General features: G+C 60.5%; 14 protein-coding genes and 3 pseudogenes. 9 read left to right on the top strand and 8 right to left on the bottom strand.

All coding sequences use genetic code 11. The annotated features are described in order from the left end of the window. Positions 1-27: 27 nt before the first annotated feature. The 5 genes from WDN46_09050 to yajC form a co-directional block, all read right to left on the bottom strand. The gene (locus WDN46_09050; GenBank protein MEJ0093568.1) at positions 28-894 is read right to left on the bottom strand and encodes a phytoene/squalene synthase family protein; all 867 of its coding nucleotides are present in this window, start codon (positions 892-894) and stop codon (positions 28-30) included. Then, positions 894-1,280 (bottom strand): Mth938-like domain-containing protein, encoded by a 387-nt coding sequence (locus WDN46_09045; GenBank protein MEJ0093567.1) that lies wholly within the window; start codon positions 1,278-1,280, stop codon positions 894-896. The genes WDN46_09050 and WDN46_09045 overlap by 1 nt, the downstream gene beginning before the upstream one ends. A 26-nt stretch (positions 1,281-1,306) precedes the next feature. After that, entirely contained in the window at positions 1,307-2,254 is a 948-nt protein-coding gene (gene secF, locus WDN46_09040) for a protein translocase subunit SecF (GenBank protein ID MEJ0093566.1), read from the bottom strand. A gap of 126 nt (positions 2,255-2,380) precedes the next feature. After that, on the bottom strand, positions 2,381-3,979 hold the full coding sequence (gene secD / locus WDN46_09035) for a protein translocase subunit SecD (GenBank protein ID MEJ0093565.1): 1,599 nt from the start codon (positions 3,977-3,979) through the stop codon (positions 2,381-2,383). A 51-nt stretch (positions 3,980-4,030) separates the two neighbouring features. Next, entirely contained in the window at positions 4,031-4,369 is a 339-nt protein-coding gene (gene yajC / locus WDN46_09030) for a preprotein translocase subunit YajC (protein ID MEJ0093564.1), read from the bottom strand. A 256-nt stretch (positions 4,370-4,625) separates the two neighbouring features. On the opposite strand from yajC, the gene WDN46_09025 reads away from it, so the two are divergent. Beyond that, positions 4,626-4,862 (top strand): hypothetical protein, encoded by a 237-nt coding sequence (locus WDN46_09025; GenBank protein ID MEJ0093563.1) that lies wholly within the window; start codon positions 4,626-4,628, stop codon positions 4,860-4,862. A 216-nt stretch (positions 4,863-5,078) separates the two neighbouring features. After that, positions 5,079-5,984 (top strand): ATP-binding protein, encoded by a 906-nt coding sequence (locus WDN46_09020; protein ID MEJ0093562.1) that lies wholly within the window; start codon positions 5,079-5,081, stop codon positions 5,982-5,984. A 10-nt stretch (positions 5,985-5,994) separates the two neighbouring features. On the opposite strand, the gene dusA is transcribed toward WDN46_09020, so the two are convergent. Further along, complete coding sequence (gene dusA / locus WDN46_09015; GenBank protein ID MEJ0093561.1) at positions 5,995-6,996, bottom strand: tRNA dihydrouridine(20/20a) synthase DusA; 1,002 nt, start codon at positions 6,994-6,996, stop codon at positions 5,995-5,997. Positions 6,997-7,522: 526 nt separating this feature from the next. Here dusA and msuE point away from each other — a divergent pair. Both msuE and sfnG read left to right on the top strand, forming a co-directional pair. After that, on the top strand, positions 7,523-8,098 hold the full coding sequence (msuE, locus tag WDN46_09010; GenBank protein ID MEJ0093560.1) for an FMN reductase: 576 nt from the start codon (positions 7,523-7,525) through the stop codon (positions 8,096-8,098). Positions 8,099-8,132: 34 nt separating this feature from the next. Next, positions 8,133-9,035, top strand: a pseudogene (sfnG, locus tag WDN46_09005) (dimethyl sulfone monooxygenase SfnG). A gap of 10 nt (positions 9,036-9,045) precedes the next feature. Here sfnG and WDN46_09000 read toward each other — a convergent pair. Further along, positions 9,046-9,669 carry an IS5 family transposase gene (locus WDN46_09000; protein MEJ0093559.1) on the bottom strand — a complete coding sequence of 208 codons (624 nt, stop codon included), beginning with the start codon at positions 9,667-9,669 and terminating at the stop codon, positions 9,046-9,048. Continuing rightward, a pseudogene (locus WDN46_08995) lies at positions 9,636-9,773 on the bottom strand (transposase). Before WDN46_08995 ends, WDN46_09000 begins: the two are co-directional and overlap by 34 nt. A 13-nt stretch (positions 9,774-9,786) precedes the next feature. Here WDN46_08995 and WDN46_08990 point away from each other — a divergent pair. From WDN46_08990 to WDN46_08970, 5 genes and pseudogenes are all read left to right on the top strand, one after another. Beyond that, positions 9,787-10,080 (top strand): annotated as a pseudogene (locus WDN46_08990) (hypothetical protein). A gap of 64 nt (positions 10,081-10,144) precedes the next feature. Next, positions 10,145-11,068: an ABC transporter ATP-binding protein gene (locus tag WDN46_08985; protein ID MEJ0093558.1), complete on the top strand. Its 924-nt coding sequence runs from the start codon at positions 10,145-10,147 to the stop codon at positions 11,066-11,068. After that, a complete protein-coding gene (locus WDN46_08980) occupies positions 11,068-11,964 on the top strand; it encodes a branched-chain amino acid ABC transporter permease (GenBank protein MEJ0093557.1) in 897 nt (298 codons plus the stop codon). The genes WDN46_08985 and WDN46_08980 overlap by 1 nt, the downstream gene beginning before the upstream one ends. A gap of 3 nt (positions 11,965-11,967) precedes the next feature. Then, positions 11,968-13,005: a branched-chain amino acid ABC transporter permease gene (locus tag WDN46_08975; GenBank protein MEJ0093556.1), complete on the top strand. Its 1,038-nt coding sequence runs from the start codon at positions 11,968-11,970 to the stop codon at positions 13,003-13,005. A gap of 45 nt (positions 13,006-13,050) precedes the next feature. Further along, positions 13,051-14,415, top strand: coding sequence for an ABC transporter substrate-binding protein (locus WDN46_08970; GenBank protein ID MEJ0093555.1), 1,365 nt, complete (start codon positions 13,051-13,053; stop codon positions 14,413-14,415). The last annotated feature ends 57 nt before the right edge of the window (positions 14,416-14,472 follow it).

The following is a 14,472-nucleotide window of genomic DNA, read 5'->3' as shown; positions in this document are numbered from 1 at the left end:
ATTTCCGCTCCCGCTGAGCCAGTCTTGCTAAGCCCACCGCTTGGCGGCGCGCCAAAGGATCCATTGCCGGCGCCATTGCGGCAGGGCGACAGCCGTCTCGAATGGATTATAGCCCGGCTTCTCCATTTCGCGCAGATAAGGCTCGCAAAGGCTGACCGGCAGGAAAGCGCCCCGGCATCGCTCGGGCAGGCCCTCAATTCGCGTGAGGAACGCCTCAAGATGACGCCGGGCAAGATTGCGCAGATCGGCCAGCGCTGCGGAGATTGCCGGCGAGGGACGCCCGGCCGTAATATCGCCAGGCTCAAGCCCGTGCCTTCGCAGGATCCCAAGTGGAACATAGACCTGCCCGCGCGCGCTATGCCAGGGGAAGGCGCGAAGCAGCCCCGTCAGCGCATAGGCTATTCCGGCGTGTTCGGCGGCCCCTGCGACAGCGGCTGTTTCCTCTCCCATAAGGATCAGCGGACTAAGCCGGAACAGGCTGGAGGAGGTCGCTTTGGCATAGGCATCGAGCGCCTCAATGCTCTCCATGACGTCGTCGTAGAGATCGAACTGCCGCGCGTCGATCAATTCGATCAGCGGCGATTTCGGCAGGCTAAAGCGCCGGATCGCATCGAGCAGCGCGCCCGCGACCGGATTGGCCCCGACATCGCCGGCGTCCAGGCCCTGAAGCGCATCTCGCCACCATTGAAACCGGATTTCTCCGAGCATGGGCTCGGAGACGATCTCGCGCACGCGGGCGATTTCCAAGCTGAAAGCGTAGAGAGCCTGAACATGCGGCCGCTTTGCTTCGGGAAGAAAAAGGCTGGCCAGCCAGCGATCAGGATCGTCCCGCCGCAGCAGCGTTTCACAATAGGCGTAATCCGGCTGCTTGCCGTCGCGGCGCGGCTCGCTCATCAAGGCACGGCCAGAAGCGCAGCCGCGACGCGCCGCTTCTCGCCGAGCAGGATGGAATAAGTTCGCGCCGCAGCGCCCGTTTGCATCGGCTCGGCTCTGATTCCAGCGGCGCGCAGGCGCTGACGCAGCGCGGCCTCGAGCGGAACAAGCTCCAATCCGGTGCCGACCAAGAGATGTTCAATGAGGCCGCGCGGTTCAGCGAAAACCGCGGCGAGGGAGGCTATGTCGATATCGGCGGGAGTGAGCGCGCCCCAGGCGTGGATGCCGGACGGCAGAGCCAGGATCGAGCCCCGATGCGACATGCCTCCGAACCGGAAGCCGCCAGCTCCATAGCCCTCGATCGCGTGCGCGCCGGGCAAGAATCCGGCATATTTTTGTTGGCTCATGCTGATCCCGCGGGAATGAGGATCGTCTAGGCCGAAGTTTTGGCCAGCTTGCCTGCGGGAGTTGGCTCCGATCCGACGGTGTCGCTGCGCAGCCCCAGATAGATCAGCATTGGCGAGCAGATGAAGATGGAGGAATAGGTGGCGACGAAAATTCCCCAGATCATCGCGATCGAGAATGAGCGAATCACTTGGCCGCCAAAAATCACCAGCGCGAACAACGCCAGGAACACCGTGGTCGCAGTCATGATCGTGCGCGGCAAGACGGCGTTGACGGAGACGTCGATCAATTCATCCGTCGGCATTTTGCGGTATTTCCGCATCATTTCGCGGATGCGGTCGAGCACCACGACTGTCTCATTCAACGAATAACCGACGATGGTCAGAATGGCCGCGATCGACGTGGTGTTGAATTCGAGCCGGGTTACGGCAAAAAAGCCGACGGTCAACAAAAGATCATGCATCGTCGCGATGATGGCGCCCACCGCGAACTGCCATTCGAAGCGGAACCAGAGGTAGCACAACACGGCGATGATGGAGGTGACGACGCCGAGCGTGCCGGATTGCACAAGCTCGCCCGAAACGCGCGGACCGACGACTTCGGTGCGCCGGATCTCATAGCCATCGCCGATCGCAGCCTTGACGCGGGCGACCGCCGCCTCCTGCGCCCCGGCGTCGCCTTTCTGGACGCCAAAGCGCAAAGTGACGTCAGATGGCGCGCCAAACCCCTGCACCTCGACATCGCCGACATTCATTTGTTCCGCGGTGGCGCGCAATTTTGCGATATCGGCGGCGCCGGCCTTGGCGCGCAGTTCAATCAAAGTGCCGCCGGAAAAATCGATGCCGAAATTCATTCCGAGGGTGAGAAACAGCACGACCGAAATGATCGAGAGCGCCGCCGAGAACGGATAGCTCACGCGCCGGAAGCGCATGAACGGAAATTTGGTGTTCTCTGGCGCAAGGCGCAGCAGTTTCATCGCACAGACCCTATGCCAATGCCGGAGCGGCTCCAGCCATTTTATTTAGAGCATGATCCGAGAGGACCATGCGTTGCAACAATGTCATGAGCAGCATCGTCAGATTCAATCTGAAACGATTATGCTCTAGATCGGCAGCCTCACCGGCCGCCGGTAGCGATACCAGAGCGTGATCATCATGCGCGTCATTGTCACCGCTGTCACGATGGTCGTCAAAATGCCGAGCGCCAGCGAGACCGCGAAGCCGCGCACCGGACCGGAGCCAAGGAAATACAGGATCGCTGCGGCGACGAACATGGTGACGTTGGAATCGACGATGGTTGCGAAGGCGCGGTTGAATCCGGCGTCAAGCGCCGAGACGATCGAGCGCCCCATATGCGCTTCCTCGCGGATGCGCTCATAGATCAGCACATTCGAGTCCACCGCCATGCCTATGGTGAGGACAATGCCGGCGATGCCCGGCAAGGTCAGCGTCGCGCCGAGCAGCACGAGGCCGGCGAAGATAAAGGCGATATGGACCAAAAGCGCGATATTCGCGAAAACGCCGAACACGCCGTAAGTGATGAGCATATAACAGGCGACCAGCCCCGCGCCGACATAGGCCGCGCGTTTGCCGGCATCGATCGAATCCTGCCCAAGACCCGGCCCGACCGTGCGCTCCTCGACGATCGTGAGCTTGGCCGGCAGCGCGCCAGCGCGCAGCAAAATGGCGAGATTATTGGCGGATTCGACGGTAAAATGGCCGGAAATTTGGCCTGAGCCGCCAGTGATCGGCCCGAGGATGCGTGGGGCCGAAATCACTTTTCCGTCGAGCACGATGGCGAAGGGCCGTCCGACGTTCTCCGAAGTGACCTCGCCGAACCTTTGGCCGCCGCGAATATTGAAGCGGAAATTGACGATCGGCTCCTGCGTGCGGCTGTCAAAGCCCGGCTGCGCATCGGTCAAATCCTCGCCCTGCACCATGACGCGCTTCTCGACCGGCAATTTGCTGCCAGGTCTGTCGACCTCTTCGAGAGATTCGGTGTCGGATGTATCCGCGGCGGAATCGGCGACGAGGCGAAATTCGAGCTTGGCCGTCGTGCCTAGAATATCCTTGAGCTTGCCGGTATCCTGCAGCCCCGGCATCTCGACGAGAATGCGATCGTCGCCTTGACGCTGAATATTGGGCTCGGTCGTGCCGAGCGCGTCGACGCGGCGGCGCAAAACCTCGATTGATTGCTCGACGGCCCGGCGAACCTTGGCTTTGATTCCCGCCTCCGTCACCGTGAACTGAACGAGGCCGCTGTCGTTTTCGCTGACGTCAAAGACGGGCGGTCCGGAATTGCTGGAGAGGCCGGCGCTCGCCGGCAGAGCCAGTTGCCTGAGTTGCGGCATGACCCGCGCGCGCTCCGCCGGATCCGGAATGCGCAATTGCACTCCGCGCGGCAAGACGCCGATGCCGCCGGTGATCGAGACTTTTTCGTCGCGGAGAACGCGTCGAACGCTGTCGCGCAGATTTTCGATGAGGGTTTTCACCACCGACGAACCGTCGACCTCAAGCAAGACATGCGAGCCGCCTTGCAAATCGAGACCGAGCACGATGGCGCGCGCGGGAACCCACTTCGGCAAATGCGAAATCAACGCCTCGCGGCTATTGGGGCCAAGCAGGCTTGGCACGATGACGAGGACGGCGAAAACCGTCATGGCCAGGATGGAAACGATCTTCCAAGTCGCGAACCGCAGCATGGCGTTGCTAATTATCCGAAGTTGGGGCCAGCCGGCCGGCTCGCGATGGGGTTAGGCTTGGTCCTTGACCGGCTCGCCCTTGGCGCGCACGTCGGAGACCATTGAGCGGATCACGCGCACCCTGACGTTGGGCGCAATTTCGAGTTCGAGTTCAGCATCATCGACCACTTTGGTCACCTTGCCGATCAGGCCGCCGGTGGTGACCACAGTGTCGCCGCGGCGCAAGTTCTTGATGAGATCGGCATGTTCCTTGGCCCGTTTTTGCTGTGGCCTCATGATCAGAAAATACATGATGACGAGGATCAGCGCGAAAGGCGCCAGTTGCACGATCAAGTCGGTCGGTCCACCCCCGGCGCCACCGACGGCTTGGGCGAAAGCAGGTGTGAACAAATTCCCTTCTCCTCAAATTGCGCCGTGCAAGCGCCTGTAAGCGCGGGCGGAATATAACGAGTGGCCGCCTGAAAGCAATGGCGCTGGTTCGCGCTAAAAATGCGGCATGAGGCGGCGCCTATAGAATGTGCAATCAATAGCCCATTAAGCTGCGTTTTGACGCACCTTCCCCCCTGGCGCAACGGATTATATTGCCTAATTAGTAACCGAACGAGCTGGGTAAACCCAGCCGTCATTGGGACCAGGAGTTATTAAAATGAAGATTCTCACATTGTCATTTGCGGCGGCGGTCGTCGCAGCATCCGTAGGCATCGCTGAAGCGCAGCAGGTTCGGTCAAACCATTTCGACGGAAGCGCCGCATCGCAGTTTGATGTCACAACGGGTCGTTCGATTGGCGTTCAAAACCAGAACGATCGTAACGGCGCAACCGGAGCCGAGACCTCAGGCTACCAGCCGCTCCCGCCCGCGCGTGGGCCGTTCCAGGTCTATTGAGATCGTCTCTATTGGAGATTGCCGAATTTAGGGGCTTGAACAAGCGCCGAAGATAGCAGCAGCGAGAGAAGCGAATTCTCGAATCGGAAGGGGTGGGACGATGGTCCCGCCCCTTTCTGCATCTTGGGGCGGTGGACAGAGCATTCCCCCCGCGCGAAAAATGCTCTAAAGCGGCGCAGTTTCCGGATCTGAAGCGCCTCCTGGAGCGAACCACCGATGAGCAGCAGCATTGAAAAAACTACAGCTTACGCTGCGGTTCCCCGCTCCGCCGAGGCGTTGGAGCGAATTGCGGCGGCGCTCGAAAAGCTGATTCCGGCAGAGCCTGCGCCGCTTGATTTCGACGCCGCCGACGCTTTCATTTTCTCGGCGACCGCGCCGCAGCTGCAACCGGTCGAGCGCGTCAATCGCGTCGAGATGGGATTGCTGCGCGGCATTGACCGGTTGCGCGACATACTGACCGACAATACCGAGCGCTTCGCCAAAGGGTTCCCCGCTAATAACGCACTGCTCTGGGGCGCTCGCGGCATGGGCAAATCATCGCTGGTCAAGGCGGCGCATGCCGACATCAATGCGCGGTTCGCCGCCAAGGACGGATTCAAGCGGCTGAAACTGGTCGAAATCCATCGCGAGGACATCGACAGTCTGCCCGATCTAATGGCGCTCGTGCGCGACGCTCCCTACCGCTTTCTCGTCTTCTGCGACGATCTGTCCTTCGATGCGGCGGACACCAATTACAAATCGCTGAAAGCCGCGCTTGAAGGCGGCATCGAAGGCCGCCCCGCCAACGTTCTATTCTACGCAACCTCCAACCGCCGCCACATCCTTTCGCGCGAAATGGTCGAGAACGAGCGCGGCACCGCGATCAACCCTGGCGATTCCGTCGAAGAAAAAGTCTCCTTGTCGGACCGATTCGGGCTTTGGCTCGGCTTCCACGCCTGCTCGCAGGATGATTATCTCGCGATGGTGTTTGGCTATGCCGAGCATTTCGGTTTGGGGCAGGACCGCGCCGCGATCGAGCGCGAGGCGCTGGAATGGTCAATAACGCGCGGCGCGCGGTCTGGCCGCACAGCGTGGCAATATATCCAGGATCTCGCCGGCAGACTCGGCAAAACAACGGGCTAAAGCGTAAGTTTCAGGCCGCCTCTTCCATGCTGTCCCGCGCCGGATCGACATGCGCCAAGGCCGCGCGAAGAACGCCGACATGCGCGCCCGGCTTGACCCCTTCCGTTGAGAGGTTGCGGCGCCACGCCCGCGCCCCGCGCCGTCCATTGAACAGTCCGAGCAGATGGCGCGTCATGGCGTGCAGCGGGATTCCTTCGGCGAGCCGCGCCTCGACATAGGGAATAAAGGCCTCGATCGCCTGCGCCGGATCGGCCACAGGCGCGTCCTCGTCGAAGAAAACCGGGTCGACGTCCAAAAGAAGCGCCGGATTCTGATAGGCCGCGCGGCCTATCATCACCCCGTCCACATAGGCGAGTTGGGCGCGCATCTGATCGAGCGTCTCGAGGCCGCCGTTGATCGCGATGGGGATGTCGGGAAAGCGCTGCTTCAGGGCGTGGACCAGCCCGTAATCCAGCGGCGGAATGTGGCGATTGTCCTTGGCCGAAAGACCTTTCAGCCACGCCTTGCGCGCATGGACAAAAAGCGCATCGGCCCCGGCCGCGATTATGGTTTCGGCAAGCTGTCCAAGCGCCAGAACGGGGTCCTGATCATCGACGCCGATGCGGCACTTCACCGTGACCGGAATGGCGACCTGCGCCTTCATGGCGGCGACGCATTCGCCGACGAGTTCCGGTTCGCGCATCAGGCAGGCGCCAAAAGCGCCATTTTGCACCCGCTCGGACGGGCATCCGACATTGAGATTGATTTCATCATAGCCAAATTCCGCGCAGATTTTTGCCGCCGCGCCTAAATGCGACGGATCGGAGCCGCCAAGCTGGACCGCAACGGGATGTTCGGCCACGTCGAAGCCAAGCAGGCGATCGCGGTCTCCGTGCAGCACCGCCCCCGTCGTCAGCATCTCGGTATAAAGCCGAGCGCGGCGCGACAGAAGGCGATGGAAGAACCGGCAATGCCGATCGGTCCAATCCATCATCGGCGCCACGCTAAATCTATGTGCCTGGTATTTATTCATTGTCTGCAACATCAAATTCTTAGATTGTTGAGGCGGCCGATTTTATGCCTCATATCGGTCCTTCTCGACCCGATTTCAGTTCCGCGTGCGCAGAGATGCACACGAAGCTTCCCTCTGGCTCCTGGCGCGTCCAAATTCGGCGCGAGGGGCGTCGTCAGCGAGACATTCCAGCGCCGCGAAACGCTCGGCGCGCGGCTTTCGGCGCTGACGTCAACCGGGCCGATCGCGGCGCGGCTCCGACCAGTCCCGCATCGCCAAGATCAAGACCTTCGACGCCACTCCGGCCCAAGGCCGCAACGCTTGATCTTCTGAAGCGAGAACTCGGAAAATGCAAGATTTTCGCTTTCACCCACGATCGATTGGTCAAATTCGGCCGTGATCGCTCCGATCAGGGCCTGGCTCCGTCACTGGCTTTGTGACCCTTTCGCGTGACCGGCGGGGAGATAAAACAACGCGACGGAATGCCGAATCTTTAGTTGACAAATTCTATCGATTATAGATGCTACACCCGACGAAAGGAGCAACCATGTCCGCGCTCAAAATTGTCGGAATATCAGGAAGTGTGAGACGGCCATCTCGCACCACCGCCCTGGTCAAGAACATCTTGGACGGCCTGGACGACGATGGCGCTGTGCATCTGCTCGAGCTTGTAGATGAAGCCCCGCATCTGTTCTCCGCATTGACGGGCGCGACGCTGTCAGGCCGCGCCGCCGCGGTTGTCGAGCTGGTGCAGAGCGCGGATCTTCTCGTCGTCGGCTCTCCTGTCTACCGCGCTTCCTATACCGGCGCCCTGAAGCACTTGTTCGATCTCGTTGATTACCGCGCCCTACAGGGCGCGCCGGTGGTTCTCGCAGCAACCGGCGGCACGCCTTTACATGGCCTCATGATCGAACACCAACTTCGCCCGCTGTTCGGGTTCTTCGGCGCGCGCACGATTCCAACCGCCGTCTACGCACTCGATACGGATTTCGACGACTACGAGCTCACCAACGAGCAGGTTCGGGCTCGAGTCGATCGCGCCGTCGCCGAAGCCCGACAACAACTTGAGCTTCCAAATCTTGTCGCGCGATCGGTCCCCGTCGGCTTCCCTGTTAACGCCTGAGCGCCCTCGACGTTCTCAAATCCAGGAAAACCCAATGCCGCCTCTCCAGCAATCTCCCCAGCGTGAGCCGTTGAAGTTTGCTTACTGGGTGCCCAACGTCTCCGGTGGCCTCGTTATCAGCAACATCGAGCAGCGCACGAGTTGGGACATCGACTACAATCGCAAACTTGCCCAGATCGCCGAGCGGAACGGCTTCGACTATGCGCTGAGCCAGATCCGCTTCACGGCTGGGTACGGGGCGGATAACCAGCACGAGCCCGTCACGTTCAGCCAAGCCCTGATCGCTTCGACCGAGCGTTTGAAGTTGATCGTCGCCCTCTTGCCTGGCCCCTGGAATCCGGCTGTCGCCGCCAAGCAGATTGCGACGATCAACAATATCTATGGCGGACGCGTCGCGGTCAACGTGGTTAGCGGTTGGTTCCGCAGCGAGTTTACCGCGATCGGCGAACACTGGCTGGACCATGATGAACGCTATCGCCGCTCCGAGGAGTTCATCCGCGCCTTGCGCGGGATCTGGACGCAGGAAAATTTCACGTTCCGCGGCGATTTCTATCGCTTCACCGATTACATTCTCAAGCCTAAGCCCATCGATCCCCAGCCGGAAATCTTCCAAGGCGGATCATCACGCGCGGCGCGCGACATGGCGGCGCGTGTTTCCGACTGGTATTTTACCAACGGCAATACTCCCGCCGAAATTAGAAAGCAGGTTGATGACCTGCGCGCCAAGGCAGCTGCAAACGGTCATTCCGTGCGCGTAGGCGTCAATGCATTCGCCATCGCAAGGAAGACGGAAGAGGAAGCCAAGGCAGTTCTGACCGAGATCATCGCCAAGGCCAATCCCGACGCGGTCCATGGCTTTGCTCACGAGGTGAAGAACGCCGGGAAGGCATCGCCGGAGGGCGAGGGAAACTGGGCGAAATCCTCCTTCGAGGACCTAGGCTCAGGACTCATTGATTGAGATAGAAGAGGACGGCGGCTGCGATGCAGATGGCGGAGAAGAAGGTGTGGGCGCATCGATCATAGCGGGTTGCGATGCGCCGCCAGTCCTTGAGCTTGGCGAACATGTTCTCGATTTTGTGACGCTGGCGGTAGAGCGTCTTGTCATAGGCAATGGGAAGCTTGCGGCTTCTGGTTGGCGGGATGCAGGGCTCGACGCCCCTGGCCTTCAGCGCGGCGCGGAACCAGTTGCTGTCGTAGCCCCTGTCGGCGATCAACATTGAAGCGGGCGGTAAAGCCTTGAGCATCAGCCGCGCGCCCTTGTGGTCGCTCATCTGGCCCTCCGAGAGCAACATGACGAGGGGCTTGCCGGCGCCGTCGCAAACGACGTGGAGCTTCGAGTTCAGTCCGCCTTTCGTGCGCCCGATACGGCGGGGAAGAGCCCCTTTTTGAGCAGGCTCGCCGCTGTGCGATGCGCCTTCAGATGCGTGGCGTCGATCATGATGCGCTCGGGCTTTGGACCTTCGCCAGCGAGCGCGGCGAATATGCGGTCGAAGACGCCGAGCCGGCTCCAGCGGATGAAGCGATTGTAAAGCGTCTTGTGCGGCCCGTAATCCTTGGGCGCATCTTTCCATTGCAGGCCGTTGCGGATCACATAGACGATTCCGCTGACCACCCGACGGTCGTCAACCCGCGGAACGCCATGCGACAGAGGAAAATGCGGCGCAAGCCGCGCCATCTGCCGCTCGCCCAACAAAAACAAATCACTCATCCCAGCCTCCCCATGCGGAGACCAGGAATCACATCTCAGGCAAATTTAATAGGTCCTGAGCCTAGTCCAATATAATGACGGCTTCCGCTCAAACCTAATCGGGACGCCTGATCAAATCGCCGAGCGGGTTATCGCTCTCAAGGATGCAGGCGCCGACCTAATTCTTCTGGGCTTTCTGCATTTCCAGGAAGAGGTCGAATATTTCGGCCAGCGCATCATCCCGCTTATCCGCGCCTTGGAAACCGAACGATCGCTATCGGTGGCGGCGGAATAGTTCATAGGCCTGCAACGGCCGGCCAGGTTTTCTGCCTCCTCCCTGCAAGCAAGCGGAACAATCAATGGGTGCAATGTCGCGCGCGGCCTTGCCGGCTTCGGTCGAGTTCGAGCCGGAATATGTGATCCCCGACGATGAGCCGCATACTGCTGCCTCGCCGACGCTCGCCCGGCCGTCCCCGCCTGCTCTGGCCGTTGAGCGGATCGGGTTAGCATTCGGAGGCGTCACGGCTTTGTCCCAGGTGGATCTGGCCGTTCATCCGGGTGAGATTTTCGCCATCATAGGCCCCAATGGCGCAGGAAAGAGCTCGCTGATCAATGTCATCAGCGGCATCTACCGACCGGACACCGGCCTCATTCGCCTGGGGGATCAAGTTTTCGCGGCTGTGCCGACAGACCGGCTGGCGCGCCTAGGCGTCGCGAGAACGTTCCAAAATCTTGCTCTGTTCAAGGGACTTAGCGCGATCGACAACATCGTGGCGGGTCGCGTCGCCGCCGGCCGAGCCGGGCTGCTGGAGCAGATTTTAGGTCTGAGCCGGGCCCGGCGCGAACGAGATGACGGCCGCCATCGCGCAGAAAGCCTGCTCGATTTTCTCGATCTGGGCAGCATCCGCGATCGCCTCGTCGGCACGCTGCCTTATGGCGTGCAGAAGCGCGTCGAATTGGCTCGGGCTCTGGTGGCGCAGCCCAGCCTTCTGTTGCTGGACGAACCCATGGCCGGCATGACCGCCGGCGAAAAGAGTGAAATGGCGCATTTCGTGCGAGCGGCTCGCAATGAGTTCGGCACCACGGTCGTACTGATCGAGCACGATATCGGCATTGTCATGGCCTTGTCGGACCGCATCGCGGTCCTGGACTATGGCCGCGTAATCGCCGAGGGCGCGCCCTCGGAGATCCAGAGCAATCAGTCTGTCATCGACGCCTATCTTGGCGTCGCCCACGAGGATGATGGCGGCGATTTTCGCGACGATGTCGGGGAGCGCAGCTGATGGACGGGTTCGACTACCAATTCTTTATCGAAGTCCTCGTCGGCGGATTGCTATCTGGCGTGATGTATTCGCTGGTCGCGATTGGCTTCGTGCTGATCTACAAGACGTCGGGCGTGCTCAACTTCGCACAGGGCGCAATGCTGCTCTTCGCAGCGCTTACATTTGTAAGTCTCGTCGAGCGAGGCCTTCCAAGCGTCCTGGCGTTTGCTGTGACCTTTGGCATTATGGTCATACTCGCGATTACCATTGAGCGGACCGTTCTGCGCCCGCTGGTAAACAAGCCGCCAATGACGTTGTTCATGGCGACGCTCGGTCTTTCCTACATGATCGAGGGCGCTGCGCAGCTGATATGGGGAACGCAAGTTCACGGTCTCGATCTTGGCATAGACGACACCCCCTTTGAGGTTTACGGCGTCCTGATCTCGACATTCGACCTCTTCGCCGCGGGCGTCGCCGGCATCATGGTCGTGCTGTTGACGGCTTTTTTCCGCTTTACGCATGTCGGCCTCACCTTTCGCGCAGTTGCCGATGACCAGTTCGCTGCTTATGCAACCGGCCTTCGCCTGCCGCGCATATGGGCGATCGTCTGGAGCGCCGCCGGTCTCGTTGCGCTTGTTGCAGGCTTGTTATGGGGCGCGCGTCTGGGCGTGCAATTCTCCCTGTCCCTTATCGTGCTCAAAGCATTGCCGGTCTTAGTGCTCGGAGGATTTGACTCGATCCTGGGCGCGATCGTGGCGGGATTATTAATCGGCTCTCTCGAAAAACTCGCCGAGGTCTATATCGGTCCATACTTCGGCGGCGGCATCGAGGGGTGGTTCGCCTACGTCATCGCCCTCGCGTTCCTGCTGGTTCGGCCAGCCGGGCTGTTCGGGCAGAAGATCGTGGAAAGGGCCTGACCCATGTCCACGCTCGCCGTTCAATCTCCACTCGACCAGACCCGCAAGCTGCCGGGTTGGCTTGCGCCTTTGTTCTTGCTCATTATCGCCTATGTCGTATTGCCGCTGCTGGGAACAGATTATCTGTTCGACGCGCTATTGACGCCGTTCCTCGCTCTTTCGCTGGCTGCGCTCGGCCTGAACTTACTTACGGGATATGCCGGCCAATTGTCGCTCGGCTCCGCGGCCTTCATGGCGGTGGGAGCGTTCGCCGCCTATAATTTTAACCTCCGCGTTCCAGGCATGCCGCTACTCGGCAGCATTGTGCTTGCCGGGGCGACCGCCGCAGCGATCGGAATCATGTTCGGTTTGCCGAGCCTGCGATTGCGCGGCTTCTACCTCGCCGTCGCGACGCTTGCGGCGCAGTTCTTCGTCGAATGGGCGCTGAACAAATTCAGCTGGTTCTCCAACTACAACCCGTCTGGCGTCATCGACGCGCCGCCCCTCGCCATGATGGGATTGACCTTCAACGGTCCCATAGGGCGCTACCTCTTCGCACTGACCGTCGTCGTGAGCCTTACCACGTTCGTCTACCGGCTCGTGAACACGCAGACGGGCCATAATTTCATCGCGGTCCGCGACAACGAGATGGCGGCCCGGACGATTGGCGTGCCGGTACTTCGCACCAAACTCATCGCCTTTGGCCTATCGTCCTTCATCATAGGGGTCGCCGGCGTACTCTGGGCCTTTGCCTATCTGCGGACCGTCGAGCCGGCTGGCTTCAACCTCGATCGGTCGTTCCAGATCCTCTTCATCATCATCATTGGCGGGCTCGCCACCATCCAGGGCGCGTTCTTCGGCGCCGCCCTGATCGTTGTGTTCCCTCTGGTTCTGTCGCGGCTTGGCGGCTTCGTCTTTGGCGGCAGCTTCGACACGGGCGTCCTCGACATGAGCCAGCACGTCGCCCTAGGCGCGCTCATCATTGCCTTCCTCATCGCCGAACCCGATGGGCTCGCGGCTCTCTGTCGACGCTTGGTGAAACGGCCCTTTTCCAGAATCTAACTGAAAAAGGCGACTTAGTTTTTAATCAACCCCCGGAGTGCATCCATGCGATCCCTAGTTTCCTCTCTTATGCCGCGCCTGAGGCGCACAGCGCTCGCGGTCGGTCTTGCGTCGGCCATTGGGGCCCCGTTCGCTTTGTCCTCCGCTCAGGCGGGCGAGCAATATTTTCCGCTGCAGAGTTATCGCGTCGGTCCGTATGCCGCAGGCGGCACTGGCTTCTTCGGCGGTTTCATCGACTACCTCAACCTCATCAATATCCGCGACGGCGGCGTGGGCGGTGTAAAACTGACTTGGGACGAGTGCGAAACTCAATATGAGGTGGAGCGCGGCGTCGAGTGCTATGAACGCCAGAAGAGCCATCCGGCAACTGCTGCTTGGAATCCGCTCTCAGTAGGCATCGCCTATGCCATGATCGACCGCATCACGGCCGACCGGACGCCGTTGATCACCATCAACCACGGCCGGACAGACTCTACGGACGGGCGGGTCTTTCCCTACGTCTTCCCTCTTTTGCTCAATCCCTACAGCGAGACTTCGGGGATCATTAATTATATCGGCGGCAAGCTCGGCGGTGTGGAGAACCTGAAGGGAAAGAAGATCGTGGTGCTCTACCATGGCTCGCCCTATGGTAAAGAGACCATTCCGATCTACGAACTCCTGGCCAAGAAATACGGCTTTGATCTGCAGCAGATCGAAGTGCCCCATCCAGGCAACGAGCAGCAGTCGCAATGGCTAACGATTCGCCGCTACAAGCCTGACTACGTCGTGCTGCGTGGTTGGGGCGTGATGAACCCGGTAGCCCTTAAAACGGCGCAGAAAGTCGGCTTCCCGGCGGACCATATTATCGGCAATGTCTGGTCGAATTCCGAGGAAGACGTGATTCCGGCCGGCGATGCCGCCAAGGGCTACACCGCCATTACCACGCAGGCCTCGGGCAGCACCTATCCTGTGGTCCAAGAGATTGTGAAGACGGTCTACGAGGCCGGCAAGGGCAATCTCGATGACAAGAAGCGCATCGGCAGCGTCTACCACAACCTTGGCATCGTAAACGGCATCCTCAACGTTGAGGCGATCCGCATCGCCCAGGAAAAGTTCGGTCACCGCACCTTGACCGGCGATGAGGTGCGCTGGGGCTTCGAGCATCTCCAGCTCGATCCGGCCCGCGTCGAGGCGCTGGGCGCCAAGGACCTGTTCCATTCCATTAACGTGACTTGGCAGAACCATGAGGGAGAGGGCTACGTGACCTTCCAGCAATGGGATGGCGCCAAGTGGAATGTCGTATCCGACTGGATCGCGCCAGATTGGGCCCTTCTTCGCCCGATCATTGAGAAGTCGGCCGCCGCCTACGCGGCCGAGCACAAAATCGCGCCCCGGTCAGCCGCCGATGCTGACAAGCTAGGCTCGAAGTGACGCAGGTAGCCCCCCTCTTTTCGTATTCGGGAAGTTGGGGGCAACCCAGGAGTAGAC

It is taken from the genome of Methylocella sp. (genome assembly GCA_037200525.1).
Classification (GTDB): domain Bacteria; phylum Pseudomonadota; class Alphaproteobacteria; order Rhizobiales; family Beijerinckiaceae; genus Methylocapsa.
This window is presented reverse-complemented; position numbering and strand designations above follow the sequence as displayed.